The sequence below is a fragment of the Peribacillus sp. FSL M8-0224 genome (assembly GCF_038003055.1).
Lineage (GTDB): Bacteria > Bacillota > Bacilli > Bacillales > DSM-1321 > Peribacillus > Peribacillus frigoritolerans.
This window is the reverse complement of the sequence record NZ_JBBOOJ010000001.1, coordinates 2,084,353-2,102,063: the sequence shown is the minus strand read 5'-3', so window position 1 is coordinate 2,102,063 and position 17,711 is coordinate 2,084,353. Positions and strand designations below refer to the sequence as shown.

Below are 17,711 nucleotides of genomic sequence, written 5' to 3'. Positions count from 1 at the left end.
TCTTATGTGATGCGGGATAACTTATCTTAGTTTTCACTCGTTATTTCCACCAAGTATCATAAACATTAATGGCTTCATTGCGTTTATGTTCGGTTTTAGTATACCATCCTTCGATGATTTCAGCTGCTTCCGTTCTGATTTCCTTGCCTTCAAGATAATCATCGATTTCATCATAGCTAACGCCTAAAGCCACTTCATCAGGAAGTAACGGTTTGTCATCTTCTAAATCGGCCGTTGGTATTTTCGTATAAAGGCGCTCAGGAGCACCGACGAATTTCAGGATTTCTTTTCCTTGCCTTTTATTTAAGCGGTATAATGGAATGATATCCGCTGCACCGTCACCATGTTTCGTAAAGAAACCTGTGATCGCTTCAGCTGCATGGTCCGTACCAAGCACAACGCCTTTATACAGCCCGGCTAAATCATATTGCACCTTCATTCGCTCTCGTGCTTTAACATTTCCCCTTAAGAAATTCGATAGCTTTTCAGAAACTGCTTCTTCCACAGCTTTGACAGATGCATCCACCGCTTCCTTGATGTTGACTGTAACCGTTTGGCTTGGCTTAATGAATTTTAAAGCCAGCTGCCTATCATCTTCATCTGCCTGTACTCCATATGGCAAGCTTACAGCAACAAACTTATAGTCACTGCCATTCGTTTCTTCATTTAATTCATTGACAGCGGTTTGGGCAATATAGCCCGCCAGTGTTGAATCTTGACCTCCGGAAATTCCAAGTACAAAGCTTTTCAGAAACGTATTTTTCTTCATATACCCTTTTAATAGATCAACACTTTTCCTGAATTCGGCTTCGGGATCGATCGTTGGCTGGACAAGTAATTTTTTTACGATTTCTTTTTGTAATGGACGCATTGGCATTTCCCCGCTTTCTAATAAAATAGATTGGTCATTTCGTTAGCATTCTTTCAACTTTGGCTTTAACTTCATCTATATTCCTCATTTTATTATCCCAACAATCCTGGCTTAGATCTACCGGATATTCTTCAGGATTAAGTGCACGAAGGTACTCCGGCCATAATACTTGGAGATTTTTTTGCGTGAAGGCCTTGATCTCATCTATGGTCGGCAATTCATAAATCAAACTTCCATCCTTGAAAATATCCACATGTAGATCAACCGCATCGAAATCCGTGACGAATTTACTTAGGAATGTATGGACAGGATGAAACATTTTTAATTTTTCCTGTTCCTGCGGCTTCTCATATTCCATCGCCAAATAATCACCTTCAGCATGATGGTTCACTTTATTGATGATTCGATATACTCGTTTTAAGCCAGGTGTCGTAACCTTTTCAGGGTTAGAAGAAATTTTGATGGTATCTCTCATATTCCCATCTTCGCCCTCTATTGAAACCATTTTATAAACAGCACCCAGCGCTGGCTGGTCATAAGCCGTAATCAATTTGGTTCCGATGCCCCAAATGTCAATTCTTGCTCCTTGTTGTTTCAGATTGATGATTGTATATTCATCAAGGTCATTGGAAGCGACAATCTTCGCATCATGGAACCCTGCAGCATCAAGCATACGTCTTGCTTCTTTTGATAAGTAAGCTAAATCACCACTGTCAAGACGGACGCCAATGAAATTGATTTTATCACCCAATTCCTTGGCAACACGGATTGCATTCGGGATGCCAGAACGCAATGTATCATACGTATCAACCAAGAATACACAGTCTTTATGGGAAACAGCATATTTATGAAAAGCCGTATATTCATCTTTATAAGCTTGGATCATGGAATGTGCATGCGTCCCTGAAACCGGAATGCCGAACAGCTTTCCAGCCCGTACATTACTAGTGGAATCAAAGCCAGCAATATAGGCCGCTCTCGCTCCCCAAATTGCGGCATCCATTTCTTGCGCCCGCCTTGAACCGAATTCTAGGGCAGATTCTTCACCGATGACCTGCTTGATGCGTGATGCCTTTGTTGCCACGAGTGTGTGATAGTTCACAATGTTAAGCAACGCAGTTTCTATGAGTTGAGCCTCACCAAGCGGTGCTTCCACCCGTAATATCGGTTCATTGCCGAAGACGAGCTCCCCCTCTTTCATGCAGCGGATTTCTCCCGTGAAACGAATGTTCTTCAAATATTTCAAAAATTCTTCATCATAGTGCAGATCATTTTTTAAATAGTCGATATCACTTTCCGAGAAGGAAAAGTTTTGAAGGTAATGGACAATTTTTTCAAGTCCTGCAAAGATCGCATATCCGCTATTAAATGGAAGCTTTCTGAAAAATATCTCGAAAACTGCCTTGCGGTTATGTGTTTTGTCCTGCCAATAGGTTTGGGCCATATTAATTTGGTATAGGTCAGTGTGTAATGCGTAACTGTCATCGTTGTATTTTTTTTCCATGGATAGTTCCTCCCAAAAGAGAAGCATTCGCTTCCCTTCTATTCTGTTGCTTGAATCGAAATTATAGAATGGTTGCTCCAAGAGATCCTTTAAAATGTCCAAGCGCCCAATGGTGACCGGCATCATTGAACGAGGCCACTGCATGTTCATATACAAAAATTTTATAGCCTAAATTATAAGCGTCGATTGCCGTATGCAAAATACAAATATCTGTACAAACTCCGACTAAATATACATCGGTAATGTGACGTTCCCGCAGGCGGATATCAAGGTCAGTTCCTGCAAAGGCCGAATAACGTGTTTTATCTATATAATGAACATTCTTTTGATTTTTATTTGTTTCATATTCCTCTTTTAACGCCCCGTATAGGTCTCTACCCATTGTACCGCTAATATTATGCGGTGGAAACAAATTCGATTCGGGATGTAAGCGGTCTCCTTCTTCATGTAAATCAATCGCGAATACCGTATATTCGCCTTGTTTGATAAATTCCTTGGTTATACTGACAAGTTCCTTCTCGATATCCTGACCTGGCTTCCCGCAGGTCAATGAACCCCCGTCTGCCACGAAGTCATACGTATAATCTATATTGATCAATGCCTTTTTTCCCATTTCACCAATTCCCCCTTAATAGTAAATAGAGTCCATGACAACCTCTGCATTAAACCGGTAAAGCTGTGAAGGCCGATACGAATTACGTTTCGTTTTCTTTTGCATTCCCTTTTCATCCAACACTTTCTCCAAAAACGGAAGTTTCGGGGCTTTTGCATAAAAAAGTGAGTCTGCACTGATTTTTGCATCATCTCTGGCTGTCAGCAAAACCCGTTGCAGTTCAGAAAGTGTAAATTCATCCGGCAGGAATTTTTGGGCTATCGTCGTTTGCACCATTTCTTTTTTCAATACATTCATCGCATCGTTAATAATTGTATAGTGATCAAATGCAAGATCTAATTGTAAGGCTTCCTGAATCGTGAACAATTCAACCTCAGCTGCGTCGTCATTCGCTTTTCTTTGATGAAGAAACTCTTCCTGGACAATTGCATAAAAAGCATTGGATATGATCCATCCCCTGGGATCGCGCCCTGGGCGGTCATAAACCCCGAAATGCTTGACATGGAATCCAGCTACGCCCGTTTCTTCTTTCAATTCTCGTTTAGCTGCTTCATAGGCAGTCTCGGCAGCATTGACAAAGCCTCCGGGTAAAGCCCATTTATCTCCTTCAACATTGGGGCTTCCTTCCTTATCTTTTGAGGCACGTTTGATTAATAATAGCTTCAAAAACATTTCAGGCGGGGCTTTCTCTGCCGTTTTCTTCGTAGTAATAGTAAAAATCGCAATATCTGCTGTGTATCCATCTGGAGTAATATATTTCTTTTTTTCCTGCTGAGCCATGGCAACTCTCACTTTCTTTCACTAAGTATGGAATTAAGTAATTAGTAAATCTTTAATTACTAATTATAGTACTCTTCCTTGTGTGATTTAGCAACTCTAAATCAGAAAAATTTTCTAATTATTTAAATAACCATTCATTTTATTCCATGAAAAAAACCCGGTCATGATGAACCGGGCTTTTTTATTGAACATTTTATACGGGATAGACCCCATGCTTACGATCGGTAAATGTCAATTGCTTACTGCTATACGCTTCAAAGCGCGCGCTCAATTCATCACGCAGGTCATTCGGCTGGATGATGCCATCAACGATCATTTCAGAGGCTAAGCGGTAAATATCGATATCCTCATTATACTCATTGCGCTTCTGTTCGATGAATTTAGGGCGCTCTTCTGGTTCCATCGCATTGATTTTATTGGCATAGACTGCATTGACCGCAGCTTCAGCACCCATGACCGCTATCAATGCCGTCGGTAAGGCAAGAACGCAGTCCGGTTCAAAAGCGGGACCGGCCATCGCGTATAGTCCGGCACCATAAGCTTTACGGACGATGACGGAAATCTTGGGAACAGTGGCTTCACTCATGGCCGAGATCATTTTCGCACCATGGCGAATGATTCCTGCCCGTTCGACCTTCGTCCCAATCATGAATCCTGGAATATCCACTAGGAACAACAGCGGTATATGGAAAGCATCACATAAGTTGATGAACTTGGCAGCCTTATCAGCTGAATCATGGAACAGGACGCCGCCCTTGACTCGCGGCTGATTGGCTATGATCCCTATCGTTTGTCCATTCAGCCTTGCAAGCCCAGTGATTAATTCAGGGGCAAATAGCTTTTTGATTTCACAAAATGATTGCCTGTCTATAACCCTATCGATCAGGTCGTACATATTGAAGGCTGCATTCTGATTTTTTGGAATCAGTTCTTCCAATGTTTTTTCGAAATCCGCAGGCAGCTCAGGTTTTACGCTTTTAGGTCTTTCTTGATAATTTCCTGGAAAATAGCTTAAGTACCTGCGCGCAAACGCGATCGATTCTTCCTCCGACTTGACAAGTACATCGCCGCAGCCTGAAACGGAACAATGCATCTTCGCCCCGCCCATTTCCTCTTCGCTCACCTTTTCGCCAATGACCATTTCTGCCATTCTCGGTGAACCTAAATACATGGATGCATTGCCATCAACCATTACGACAATATCACAAAAAGCTGGGATATATGCCCCGCCGGCGGCGGACGGACCGAACAATAGACAAATTTGCGGGACTTTTCCTGATAACTTCACTTGGTTGTAAAAGATGCGGCCCGCTCCTCGGCGGCCCGGAAACATTTCTACTTGATCCGTAATTCGTGCCCCGGCAGAATCGACTAAATAAAGAAGGGGCAGCTGTAACTTTTCGGCTGTTTCCTGAATGCGAATGATTTTCTCGACGGTCCTTGCTCCCCAGGATCCAGCTTTTACAGTCGAATCATTGGCCATAACACAGACCCTTTGACCATTGATTTTTCCGATGCCCGTAACCACACCATCAGCAGGCAGACCAACACTTGCACAATTGGCAAAGAAAGCGTCCTCTATTTCTACCCCTTCATCGAAAAGCAGCTCTAGACGTTCACGTACGAAAAGCTTTCCTTTTTCAGCGTTTTTTTGATGATACTTTTCTAAACCGCCTTTTTTAATCGTTTCAACCGTTTCGGTTAGTTTATCCGTCGTTACCATCCCTGTTCCTCCTTCAAAGAAATCATTGGCCTCTATATACCGGTTTGCGTTTTTCCTTGAATGCTGACAGACCCTCCAGTCGGTCAAGGGTTTTTAAAGTTGTCTGATAGCAGTCATTTTCAATTTGCAATCCTGTTTTCAAGTCAGTCTCAGCCCCTTGATTGATCGCCGCTTTTGCAGCCCTGAGTGCTAATGGGGCATTGACCGCAATCTCCTTAGCCAATTTTTTCGCTTCCTCAAGTAATTGTTGGGGTGAATATACATGACTGATGATTTTCAAGGCATGTGCCGTTTTTGCATCCAATCTCCTTGCCGTATAAATCAGTTCTTTCGCTGTCGGCATTCCGACTATCCGGGGCAGTCGCTGTGTACCGCCTGCACCAGGGATGATGCCTAATGACGTTTCAGTCAGCCCCACCTTTGCCGTATCCGATGCGATGCGTATGTCACAAGCGAGTGCCAATTCCAGCCCACCGCCAAAAGCCGAACCGTTAATCGCGGCGATGACCGGTACTGGAAGGTTTTCTACAGCCGTAATCGTGTCTCCGATCAACTTGACTGTCTCCTTGACTTTATCATCATTCATACCCGCTCTTTCCTTAAGATCCGCACCTGCACAAAACGCCTTTTCACCTGCTCCGGTTATAATGACTGTTCGTAAATTGGAATCTCTCTTCAATTCATCCAGCCCTTCGACTAAGCAATGAAGCAATTCTGTGGATAAAGCATTAGCAGCATCCGGCCGATTCAAGGTCACGAGGGCAATTCCCTTTTCTTCATACCTTATATCAACTAATGAAGTCATACCTTCACCTCGATTTCGCTTATTGTGCGTTATTTACAGCCATCTGATGGCTAGGCAATGGTTTTTCCAAAAAGCTTTGAACCATGGCCGCAGCCTTCATAAGCTTTTCGGGATTGATTCCTGTGTGAATCCCCATTTTATGTAGCATATGAACCAGGTCATCCGTAGCCACATTTCCGCTCGCGCCTGGTGCATACGGGCATCCCCCTAAACCTCCGAGCGAAGAGTCGAAAGTGTCAATACCATAATTCAGTGATTCAAGAATATTTGCGAGTGCCATTCCCCTTGTATCATGAAAATGGAGGGCAATTTGGCTCATATCATATCTTTTTACAGCCTGTTCAAGGAACAGTGCAACCTGCCTTGGAGACGCGACCCCAATGGTATCACCCAATGAGACTTCGTCGATGCCATATTCAAAAAGTTGATCACAAACACGGAAAACCTGATCAGTCGAAACTTCCCCTTCATACGGACAGCCGAAAACGGTTGAAACATAGCCCCTAACCGTTTTCCCGCTATTTGCTGCTGTCCTGATGACATCCTTCAATATTGGAAAGGTATCGGAAATCGACTTATTGATATTTTTTAGATTATGCGTTTCACTAGATGACATGAACACGGAAATATCATCGATATTGGCTTCAAGGGCCGACTCCAGACCCCTTTGATTCGGTACAAGGGCCGCATAAGTGATACCAGGCTTGCGCTTTATTCCCTTAGCCACCAGGGCGGCATCACTCAATTGGGGAATCCACTTTGGGTGTACGAAAGAAGTCACTTCTATATAAGATAATCCTGTATCAGAGAGCTGATCGATCCACTCCATTTTGCTTTGTGCAGGTATTATGACCTTTTCATTTTGCAGCCCGTCACGGGGTCCAACTTCCTTAATTGTCACTTTTTCTGGCCAATTCATCATACCCCTCCGTCCCTTTATTCAATGACGGCCAAAACGTCGCCTTCATTTACGAAATCCCCTTCATTCACTTTTAGTTCTTTAATGGTGCCAGCTTCCTCGGCTGCAATGGGGATTTCCATTTTCATCGATTCCAAGATAATGATATCCTGTCCGTCGGTTACACTTTGCCCCTCATTTGCTACGATTTTCCAAACGCTTCCTGCCATGCTTGCCTTTAATTCTGCCATTTTATTTTCCTCCCGAACATTGTGTTTTAAGTTATACAGTCAATTTTTGAATATATTTCGCAATGAAATCCGTAGTCGTATCTCCTTGGGAAAAAGCTTCATGAGAAATTATTTCCATCAACAAAGGAAGGTTTGTTTTAATTCCTTCTATTTTATAGCATGCCAGCGCTTCTCTTAATCTCTCAATCGCTTTATCCCTTGAGTCGCCGCTCACCACCAATTTGGCGATCATCGGATCATAAAAGTGGGATACGACCGATGTTCCATGAACCGCCAATTCATGACGAATCCCTTCACCTTCCGGAAGTTCCATGGTGGTGATTCTCCCCGGTGCTGGATAAAAGGTTTTCGGATCTTCAGCATAAATGCGCACTTCAATGGAATGTCCGTCCTGTTTAATCTCACTTTGGGTGAAATCCAATTTGTTGCCCGATGCAATTTTAATTTGCTGTTCGACTAAGTCCAGTCCCGTAATTTCTTCAGTGACAGGATGCTCTACCTGAAGGCGTGTATTCATTTCCAGGAAATAAAAGTTTTTATCTGCATCTACTAAAAATTCGAGAGTGCCCGCATTGCTATAACCGATGGATTTTACCGCTTTCACTGCAGCCATTCCCATCCTGTTTCTTGTTTCTTCGTCAAGGAAAGAAGATGGAGCCTCTTCCACGACCTTCTGGTGGCGCCTTTGAACGGAGCATTCCCTTTCCCATAAGTAAACAGCATTCCCAAAGGAATCCGCCAATACCTGAATTTCGATATGACGAGGCTTCTCAATCAATTTTTCTATGAACATATCTCCATTTCCAAAAAATAATTGGGCACGTTTTTGATTCCCTTCGAAGGCTTTGGTTAGTTCATCTTCATTAGCAACGGCTTGCATGCCGATTCCCCCGCCGCCTGCTGCTGCTTTTAACATGACTGGATAGCCAATCTTTTCAGCAACGGCTGCCGCTTCTGCACTATCAATTAACGGACGTGAAAATCCAGGCACCAATGGAAGACCGGCTTGCTCCATCTTTTTCCTCGCCTCGACTTTATTGCCCATTTGCTGGATGATCTCTGGTTTGGGACCAATGAATATCAAGCCGGCTTCTTCGCATGAACGTGCAAAATCTGCATTTTCACTAAGAAAACCATAACCAGGATGAATGGCATCCGCTCCGGTTTCCTTAGCTATTTCCAAAATCTTATTGACGTTTAAATAGCTTTCTTGCACTCTCGGACCACCCAATAAATATGCCTCATCCGCCAATCCCACAAAAGGCGAATCCGAATCTGCTTCCGAATGGACAGCGACAGTAAGTATTCCCAGCTTCTTGCATGTACGAATAATGCGAGATGCTATTTCTCCCCTGTTTGCGATAAGAATTTTTCGAATCATTCGATATCCTCCTTATTTAGTGCGTTCCGTTAGTAGGTCAAGAGTTTGTTGCCGAAGCTTATACTTTTGGATTTTTCCGGATGCAGTCATTGGATAAGCATCGGTAAATTGAATGTAACGCGGAATTTTATGAAAAGATATTTTCCCTTTGCAATACTCTATCAATTCTTTCTCCGTAAGGGTTTCTCCTGCTTTCAAAATGATCCATGCGGCTACCTCTTCCCCATACTTCTGATCTGGAACGCCGAGTACCTGGACATCGACAATTGCAGGATGTTGATAGAGGAATTCTTCAATCTCACGGGGATAAATATTTTCCCCTCCACGGATGATCATATCTTTCAGCCGTCCAGTAATCTTGCAATAACCCCTTTCATCCATCACCGCTAAATCTCCCGTATGAAGCCAGCCTTCCCGGTCAATCGCCTGCTCAGTGGCTTCCGCGTTATTATAATATCCCTTCATTACATGGTATCCCCTCGAACAGAGTTCACCCTGTGTGCCACGCGGGACTTCATCCCCTGTAGCCGGATCGACAATTTTCACTTCCACTTTCGGCAACGCCCTTCCCACTGAAGAAACACGAAGTTCGATCGGATCATCCGTTCTCGTCATCGTAATTCCTGGAGAAGATTCCGTTTGACCATAAGTTATTGTAATTTCCGAGATGCCCATCTTATTCACCACGCTTTTCATGACTTCGATCGGACATGTGGAGCCTGCCATGATGCCAGTCCGTAACGAACTTAAATCATAATCGTCAAAGTCATCGAGATTAAGTTCAGCAATGAACATCGTCGGTACACCATGAAGCCCCGTACATTTTTCGGCTTCAACTGTCTGAAGGACAATGCGCGGATTAAACTCCACGACCGGCACCATTGTTGCCCCTACTGAAACAGATGCCATCGTACCAAGGGAACAGCCGAAACAATGAAAAAACGGAACCGGGATGCAAAGCCGGTCAGCTTCGGTAAGCTTCATGCATTCCGCGACATTCAATCCGTTATTGACCAAGTTGGAATGCGTCAGCATCACTCCTTTTGGAAATCCTGTCGTCCCTGATGTATATTGCATATTAATCACATCACCTGGAGTTAATTCCTCCATCCTCATGTCCAGCGACTCCTCCGAAACGGATTCGCTCCCGCCAATGACTTCATCCCACGAAAACGTACCGGGATAACGTTTTTCACCTAAAACGATGATATTTTTTAATTTTGGCAGTTTCTCAGATTGTAATTTTCCTGGTTCTGCATTTTTCAATTCAGGTACGATTTCATACAGCGTATCTATATAAGAATGATCCTTATATTGTTCCATCAGGATGATCGTCGTCGAATCGGATTGCTTTAGCAGGTATTCCAGTTCACTTGTGCGGTAATTAGTATTGACCGTTACCAGCACCCCGCCCATTTTTGCGGTGGAAAATTGGGATATAAGCCATTCCGGTTTATTGGATGCCCAAATGGCGATATGTTCCCCTTTTTTTATATCCAGTGACATGAACCCCCTGGCAGCCTTTCGGCAAATCTTTTCAAATTCGCGATAAGAATGGCGCAGGCCTAGTTCATGGTATACAACCGCTTCATTATCACCATATTGTCCAGCTGTCCTTTCAAGCAGTTTCCCGACAGTAACATCTAGCAAATCAGACATCAAACTCCTCCTAATCAAATAAAGGTAAGAATGAACGCTTTTTGCTGTATAGATAACATCTGCTTTTCACCCAAATGAACCCCAAGCATCAAGTTCATTTTACGTTCCGTAAAGATTAACAGCCTAATTGCCTGGCGATAACGAGTCTTTGAATTTCGGATGTGCCTTCACCAATTTCCAATAACTTAGCATCTCTTAAATAGCGTTCAACTTCATATTCGCGCATGTAACCAGAGCCGCCGTGAATTTGAATCGCTTGATTGCTGGCGCGGAACGCGGTCTCACTTGCAAAAAGCTTGGCGTATGCCGCTTCCTTTGCAAAAGGTTTTTTATTGTCTTTTAACCACGCAGCCTTATATACCATATTCCTCGCCAATTCGATTTCCATCGCCATGTCTGCCAGCTTGAATTGAATGGCCTGGAAATTTGATATGGTTTTACCGAATTGAATTCGCTCTTTTGAAAAAGCTAAAGCTCTGTCAAAGGCAGCCTGAGCGATACCGACGGCCAAAGCTGCAATGGAAATCCGTCCTCCATCAAGCGTGAATAAGAATTGTTTGAACCCTTTGTCTGGATCTCCCAATAAATTTTCCTTTGGCACCCGGACATTATCCAGAATGATTTCACAAGTATTGGAAGCCCGGACTCCCATTTTTTCATAATTGCTATTGATCGTTAGCCCTTTGGTATCGGTTGGCACGATGAATGCCGAGATGATATTTTTGCCCTTTGAATCTTTTCCCGATACAGCAGTGACCGTAACCGTTCTTGAATAGCTGGCATTTGTTATCCATGTTTTCTCGCCATTAATCACATATTCATCACCATCCAACACGGCAGTCGTTCTCGTACCGCCAGCATCGGAACCCGCATTAGGCTCTGTCAACCCGAAAGCTGCCAGGGTTTCACCGGTCGTGATTGGAACCAGATATTTTTGCTTCTGTTCTTCGGTTCCAAAATAGTAAATTGGACTTGCCCCGAGCGAAACGGCTGCGGCATAACTTAAGCCGGTTCCCCCGCACGCCTTGCCAACCTCTTCAACGGCAATGGCATACGAAATCGTATCTCCGCCCGAACCGCCATATTCTTCAGGAAACGGAATTCCAAGCAATCCGAGTTTCCCCATTTTTTTGAATACATCCTCCGCAAACATGGACTTTGCGTCCAACTCTATCGCAATGGGTTTAATTTCCTTTTCGGCAAACTCCCTAACCATTTCCTTAATCATCTGCTGTTCTTTTGTAAGTGAAAAATCCATATGTTCATTCCCCTTTCTATTGAGACCGACTAGTTGGTCTGTACAAATCAAGTTGATTGTTCAATCCACAACAACTTGGTTCTTCAGTAAAAATGGCTGAGTGATTTTCGCTTCTTTTTGTTTATCTATCAATAGGGCATTCAGAATTAAATCCACGTAAATATCACCGATTTCGTCGATCGTTTTTCCGCCGTCCCTTTTGTACCATTTGTAGGACCAGTTCACCATGCCCAGAATTGACATTCCGGTAATTTCCACTGGCAATTCGCTGCGGAATACTCCCTTGTCAATACCTTCTTTGATAACGGAAAAAATGATTTCTTTATACGTTTGACGCTTTTTTTTGATTGCTTCAACATAAGGTGGTTTTAAGTAAATGCTTTCTTGATAGAAAACTGAGATGTGTGGTTTATAGAGGTCAAAAACTTTAACAAATGATTGAATGATCTTTTGCATTTTTTCTGTTGGATGGGTACTTTCTGAAATGGCTTCCTGTGCTTTTATTAAAACATATGAAATAAAGTAATCATGGATGACAAATAAGAGTTCATCTTTGGAAGAGAAATGGTGATAAAAACCACCTTTGCTAGTTCCGCATGCCTTAACGATTTCGTTGACGGAGACACCATGAAAACCATGCTGATCGAAGAGCGTCAACGATGTTTCAATTATTTTTTCTTTTAACTCCGTAAGACTGCACCCCCTTTGTATCCGCTTACATTCCATCCAGAAGAAAGAGTTTGATTATGTATAAACTGGATTTATTTAGATTTTACCAAATAATTAAAAATTGTCAATTTTTAATTATTACAAAAAAACAGCCCTCAAAACCAAGAGCTGTCAATCCAGTTTATTTAAGAAGCAGTCGATACCATGTCATTTACTACCCTTGACCGGTTTAACCTGTGCTTTTACAAGCTGCCATCCATTATTATATTTCCATACTGATTTGATCTCCAGTATCGGATCACGTTCATCGGACCCTTTTACATTTTGGATTCCAATAAGCGCTTTTCCTTTTCCAAAAACGGTCTTGAAATCCAGTGAAGAGTAAGGATCAACCAAAAGCTCTGTCGGTTCATTTAGTTTTCCATTTTGATAAATGCCCAATTTATCATAAGCTTGTTTTCTGGAACTGACATCCATCACCACAGGTTTTTGACCTTCAATAATGATTTCCGCTTTGTATCCGTCAAGAAATTGTGCCATTACGGGAACGGATGGCGGTACTTCCAGCTCCTTCACTTTTCCATCCTTGAATGTATAGGCGCAACTGGATATCAGCCGCTCTCTACCTTCCATCAAAACCGTAACCAATACATCCTGGACCCCATCATCATTCAAGTCGGCAACCTTTAGATCTGGATTATACCCAGCTTCAAGCGGGACGTCGATTGTACGGCGATTGCTTTCCACACTTAACTCAATTTTCTTCAGAAACTTGCTACCTTCCTCATAAGGCAGTCCCTGAACCTGGATGATGTCTATTTTCTGGTCACCTGTTACATCTCTTTTTGTTGATATATATGTGCCATCCACCTGAAAATTTTTATCATGCGCTTCAACCGCTTGATAGCTCAAAAATAGTGAGATGACTAAAACCGCATATTTTAGCAGATCTAACTTTTTCATAGTGATAACCTCTCTTTTCAAAGATGAACTAATTTGACATTTGTCGCCGTTTGAACTTTCTACGCTGATCTTTCATGAAGATGGACCAGAAATAATAGAACCCTGGGACTAATATCGCAAAGCCCACGATATACGTGGCAAACACGGCCCGGAATGAGGTTGGATCGGTAAATCCTGATAGAATCGTGACATTTGGATAGATGATATAAGGTAAATGAGCGATACCATAAACATAACTGCCGATTAAATACTGTATGATAATCGCAATGACAGCGAGGCGTGGCATCCCTTTAACCTCCTGCTTAGAAAAATAGGGTAGGTACAGTGCTATCCCGCTAATGATGAAAAAAATGAGCGAGACGAATAACAATGGAGAGTTTTTCATCATTCCTTGGTAAATCCAATTCGCTTCGTTTCTTAACGTGAGCATGACCAACAGAGCCATGACCAACATAAGCGGTCCCGTTATCATCGCATCCCTGCGATATATTTTGTATGCTTTCATTTCGTCGGCCTGTTTTGAGTAATCGGACAGGAGCAAAGATGATAGAAAAAGCGTGCTCATAATCCCGAACCCCACAAATGCATACTCATTCGGACTCGTGAAAAGTTTAGATAAATTCAATTCTTCATTTCCTCTCACGCCTTCGACAAACCCAAGATGAGTGATTGGCAATACGCTGATTAATAGCCCCGGTATGATCAATCCTGTCAATCCTGAGATATACGTTAACGCTTTTTCATATTTGTCAACGCTATGCGAGAAAACCAAGAAAGCACTCCTAATACATAGCAGAACCAATATCAGGCTCGCGGGAACGATCAAGGCTACCCCAATCGGGAATACCGCTCCTGGAAATAAACTGTAAATTGCAATGACAAGACCAACCACAAAAGTATTCGTCACTTCCCAAGTTGGTGATAAATAGCTATTCGCTATCTTGGTAGCATTCGTCTCTTCCTTTTTAATGTAAGTCATTGCCCAGAAGCCCGCGCCGAAATCCATAGAGGCCATGATGGCATAAAGAAAAATAAAGCCCCAGACCAGTGTTATTGCAAGAAGAGCATCACTCATTCGCCTTCCCCCCTTTTATGAATTCGAATCGAAAAGTCTTACATCTTTCTGTTCGGCTTTATATATATCATCCATTACGGAATGACGTTTGAAATAATACAAAAGTGTAAACACGACAGAAACGCATAAAATGATATATACAATAATGAACATCGTGAATAAGAATCCAAGGTTTTCGTACGAAGTGACTGAATCCTCAGTTGTCAGCATCCTGTATATCGTCCATGGCTGCCTGCCGGTACAGGCAAAAATCCAACCGCATTCTATCGAAATCACCGAAAGCGGCCCTGATGCAACAAACAGCCAAAGAATCCATTTTGGATATGTCTCCTTTTTCAGCCATTTATTCCATACCAATGCAAACAGTGCCAACGCGATTAAGCCTGAACCAATCATGACCATGGCGTTGAATAAGATATGGACATAAAGCGGCGGCCAATACTCTTCCGGAAAATCGTTCAAACCGGTCACAACCGTATCGAAGCTATTACCAGATAGAAAGCTTAATAACCATGGGAATTCAATCCCATACTTCACTTCCTGGGCTTCCCTATCGGTATAGCCGAACAAGGTAAGTCCGGCATGGTCCTGTGTTTCAAACAACCCTTCTGCCGCTGCCAGTTTTTCCGGCTGTTCCCTATATAAATGCTGCGTAGTCGCATGACCATTCAATGCCGTCAAAAACGAAAAAACCAAGCCCAAGACAATACTGAGCCTCAGTGCTTTTTGGTGAAAATTAAATTCAGCAGTGCCATATTTATTTTTCAGCATCTTATAGGCTGCGACGGATGCCACGACAAAAGCGCCTGTTGTATAAGCAGTCAGGGCCGTATGTCCAGCCGTCACCAAGAAACTTGGGTTGAAAAATGCCGCCCAAGGATCGACATCGACGATTTCCCCATTTTCAAACCGGAACCCAGCAGGTGTCCCTTCAAAAGCATGGACATTCGAAATCAAAACAGCCGAAGCCAATGCTCCGAATGCAACAAAAAATAAACTCACGATTCGGGCCCATGGCTTGATTTTTTCAGCAGCATACACATAGATTGACATGAACAGCGCTTCAACCATGAATGCATAAATCTCGATCTGGAATGGGAGCGCCATGACGCGTCCAATTACTTCCATGAACCCAGGCCATAATAGTGAAAGCTGCACACCCGCAATCGTACCGGTCGGAATCCCGACCCCAAGCAAAACCCCTAATGTTTTGGTCCAGCGTTTAGCCATGACGACATACTGTAAATCCTTAGTCCTTTGATACATCAATTCCGCTGCCAACATCATCATCGGCAACCCGACGCCGATCGTTGCAAATATGATATGTACAGCCATATTCGTCCCGAACATTGCGCGGGCCATTTGTATATGATCCATACTGTCTTCCTTTCTACCCTTTGTCTCTTGGTAGTATCTCCTCTGTAAAGGAAAATATTTAATAATATTCCACAAACTAATTTTTCATAGGGTTTTGCAGTAGGTAGGTATTTACTTAATGATGTTTTTGGATGATTGTTTAGAATATATTCTATCGAGGTTATTTTTGGTATATATTTTACGTGGAATTCACCAATGCACTAAAAAAATTTGTTACTAAGCATTTAGATGACAAATTATTGAAATCCTTCATAAATGGTAACCCAATAGGAATAAGATAGCGTAAATCCCATATAGAAAGTGTAACAAGAGAGGAGAAAAACACTTTGTCCCTTTTCAAAGATCCGCTATCACCAGATCAAATGCTGGCTGTTATCAGAAATGGCCTGGGGCCTTCTCAGATCCCCAAAAAAATCATTATCATTGGTGCCGGCATGTCTGGGTTGGTTGCAGCATCCCTTTTAAAACAAGCGGGGCACGATGTTACGATATTGGAAGCAACCGGGAGGGTCGGAGGGCGTGTTTTGACGATACGGGAGCCATTTTCAGAAGGTTCCTACCTTGAAGCCGGTGCCATGCGCATTCCGAATTATCATTATTTAGTTGCTGAATACATCAAGAAGTATGGTTTACGTGTCAACACTTTTGTGAATGCGACTCCTAATGATCCCATTTATGCCAATGGAATCAAGACGACCGCTGCCATATATCAGCAGAACCCGGATATACTGAGGTACCCTGTAGCTCCCCATGAAAGAGGTAAAACAGCTGAAGAATTACTTAACATGGCAATCAAGCCTGTGACTGACTTCATCATTCAAAATCCAAGCAGAAATTGGGAAATAGTCATTAAAGAGTTTGATAAATACTCCATGAGCTTCTTTTTGCAGTACAATCCAGTCGGAATCAGTCTATCAACAGGTGCGATTGAAAGCATCAAAGTCCTGATGGGTTTAGAAGGATTCCCGGAACTTTCTTTTCCGGCCATACTTAGGGAGCTTATGCCTCTCTTTAATCCAGACGTGAAATTTTTTTCAATCGAAGGAGGAAACGACCGGCTTCCTTATGCCTTTCTACCGGAATTGAAGGATAATTTAATCTTCAGATATGAAGTGACAAAGATCATCCAACATGATAATCAAGTTACCATCCATTCCAAACATACTCAAAGTCAAAACCCCTTAACGGTTACCGGTGATCTTGCCATCGTGACGATCCCTCTTCAATTGCTGCAATTTATAGATATAGAACCCCGGAATTCCTTTTCCCATAATAAATGGAAGGCAATAAGAGAACTCCATTATGCTGCTTCCACAAAAATTGGACTTCAATTCACTCATAGGTTTTGGGAAAAGGAAGGAATCTTCGGCGGTAAATTGACTACCGATCTACCCATTAGATTTTCTTATTACCCCAGCCAAACGAGCAACCAGCGTGAATCGGGTCTCATCTTAGCAAGTTATACATGGGAAGATGATGCCACTTTATGGGATATCCTACCGGAAAAAGATAGAATACAACACGCATTGAAAAACTTGGCAGTAATCCATGGTAATCAAGTATATGATCATTTTTTATCAGGAGCTTCTTATAGCTGGACATTGAATCAGTATTCCTACGGCGCTTTCTCCATGTTTAAGCCTGGTCAGGAAACGGACTTGTTTCCATACATCCCAACTCCTGAAGGAAGGGTCCACTTCGCTGGTGAGCATACATCAACCGTACCAGCATGGATTGAAGGAGCCATTCAATCCGGAATCAGGGTTGCACATGAAGTGACGAATCTGCCTAGAACTTTCGGTGGGCCTTGAATGGACCATTTCCTTGGCTATAAGTAACCTCATCAACAAAGAACACTTGACAAAAAAACCTTCCATTTGGAAG

The 17,711-nt window shown here is 42.7% G+C and carries 16 protein-coding genes; 1 reads left to right on the top strand and 15 read right to left on the bottom strand.

From position 1 onward, the window contains the following. Positions 1 to 40: 40 nt before the first annotated feature. The 15 genes from nadE to MKX49_RS10015 form a co-directional block, all read right to left on the bottom strand. Positions 41 to 871 (bottom strand): ammonia-dependent NAD(+) synthetase, encoded by an 831-nt coding sequence (gene nadE / locus MKX49_RS10085; protein ID WP_063593412.1) that lies wholly within the window; start codon positions 869 to 871, stop codon positions 41 to 43. A gap of 34 nt (positions 872 to 905) precedes the next feature. Next, positions 906 to 2,375, bottom strand: a complete 1,470-nt coding sequence (locus MKX49_RS10080) for a nicotinate phosphoribosyltransferase (RefSeq protein ID WP_034312208.1) — start codon at positions 2,373 to 2,375, stop codon at positions 906 to 908. Positions 2,376 to 2,436: 61 nt separating this feature from the next. After that, entirely contained in the window at positions 2,437 to 2,988 is a 552-nt protein-coding gene (locus tag MKX49_RS10075; RefSeq protein WP_034312211.1) for a cysteine hydrolase family protein, read from the bottom strand. Between the two features lie 15 nt (positions 2,989 to 3,003). Further along, entirely contained in the window at positions 3,004 to 3,768 is a 765-nt protein-coding gene (locus MKX49_RS10070) for an NUDIX domain-containing protein (protein WP_054396004.1), read from the bottom strand. Between the two features lie 193 nt (positions 3,769 to 3,961). After that, complete coding sequence (locus MKX49_RS10065) at positions 3,962 to 5,491, bottom strand: acyl-CoA carboxylase subunit beta (protein ID WP_063593407.1); 1,530 nt, start codon at positions 5,489 to 5,491, stop codon at positions 3,962 to 3,964. A 22-nt stretch (positions 5,492 to 5,513) separates the two neighbouring features. Next, complete coding sequence (locus MKX49_RS10060) at positions 5,514 to 6,296, bottom strand: enoyl-CoA hydratase (RefSeq protein WP_318291721.1); 783 nt, start codon at positions 6,294 to 6,296, stop codon at positions 5,514 to 5,516. Positions 6,297 to 6,315: 19 nt separating this feature from the next. After that, positions 6,316 to 7,218 carry a hydroxymethylglutaryl-CoA lyase gene (locus MKX49_RS10055; RefSeq protein ID WP_063593405.1) on the bottom strand — a complete coding sequence of 301 codons (903 nt, stop codon included), beginning with the start codon at positions 7,216 to 7,218 and terminating at the stop codon, positions 6,316 to 6,318. Positions 7,219 to 7,232: 14 nt separating this feature from the next. Further along, positions 7,233 to 7,445 carry an acetyl-CoA carboxylase biotin carboxyl carrier protein subunit gene (locus MKX49_RS10050; protein ID WP_034312225.1) on the bottom strand — a complete coding sequence of 71 codons (213 nt, stop codon included), beginning with the start codon at positions 7,443 to 7,445 and terminating at the stop codon, positions 7,233 to 7,235. 31 nt (positions 7,446 to 7,476) lie between these two features. Further along, positions 7,477 to 8,826, bottom strand: a complete 1,350-nt coding sequence (locus tag MKX49_RS10045; RefSeq protein ID WP_048680678.1) for an acetyl-CoA carboxylase biotin carboxylase subunit — start codon at positions 8,824 to 8,826, stop codon at positions 7,477 to 7,479. A gap of 12 nt (positions 8,827 to 8,838) precedes the next feature. Further along, positions 8,839 to 10,476 carry an AMP-binding protein gene (locus tag MKX49_RS10040; protein ID WP_251539624.1) on the bottom strand — a complete coding sequence of 546 codons (1,638 nt, stop codon included), beginning with the start codon at positions 10,474 to 10,476 and terminating at the stop codon, positions 8,839 to 8,841. 124 nt (positions 10,477 to 10,600) lie between these two features. Then, positions 10,601 to 11,743 (bottom strand): acyl-CoA dehydrogenase, encoded by a 1,143-nt coding sequence (locus MKX49_RS10035; protein ID WP_252269911.1) that lies wholly within the window; start codon positions 11,741 to 11,743, stop codon positions 10,601 to 10,603. Between the two features lie 60 nt (positions 11,744 to 11,803). Continuing rightward, positions 11,804 to 12,469, bottom strand: coding sequence for a TetR/AcrR family transcriptional regulator (locus tag MKX49_RS10030; protein WP_318291718.1), 666 nt, complete (start codon positions 12,467 to 12,469; stop codon positions 11,804 to 11,806). A 150-nt stretch (positions 12,470 to 12,619) separates the two neighbouring features. After that, positions 12,620 to 13,375 (bottom strand): hypothetical protein, encoded by a 756-nt coding sequence (locus MKX49_RS10025; RefSeq protein ID WP_340876301.1) that lies wholly within the window; start codon positions 13,373 to 13,375, stop codon positions 12,620 to 12,622. A 28-nt stretch (positions 13,376 to 13,403) separates the two neighbouring features. Then, positions 13,404 to 14,450, bottom strand: coding sequence for a cytochrome d ubiquinol oxidase subunit II (locus tag MKX49_RS10020; RefSeq protein WP_063593400.1), 1,047 nt, complete (start codon positions 14,448 to 14,450; stop codon positions 13,404 to 13,406). A 15-nt stretch (positions 14,451 to 14,465) separates the two neighbouring features. After that, positions 14,466 to 15,827, bottom strand: a complete 1,362-nt coding sequence (locus MKX49_RS10015; protein ID WP_054396021.1) for a cytochrome ubiquinol oxidase subunit I — start codon at positions 15,825 to 15,827, stop codon at positions 14,466 to 14,468. 362 nt (positions 15,828 to 16,189) lie between these two features. Between MKX49_RS10015 and MKX49_RS10010 the strand changes: the two genes are divergently transcribed. Then, positions 16,190 to 17,638, top strand: a complete 1,449-nt coding sequence (locus MKX49_RS10010) for a flavin monoamine oxidase family protein (RefSeq protein ID WP_445670161.1) — start codon at positions 16,190 to 16,192, stop codon at positions 17,636 to 17,638. Positions 17,639 to 17,711 lie beyond the last annotated feature (73 nt).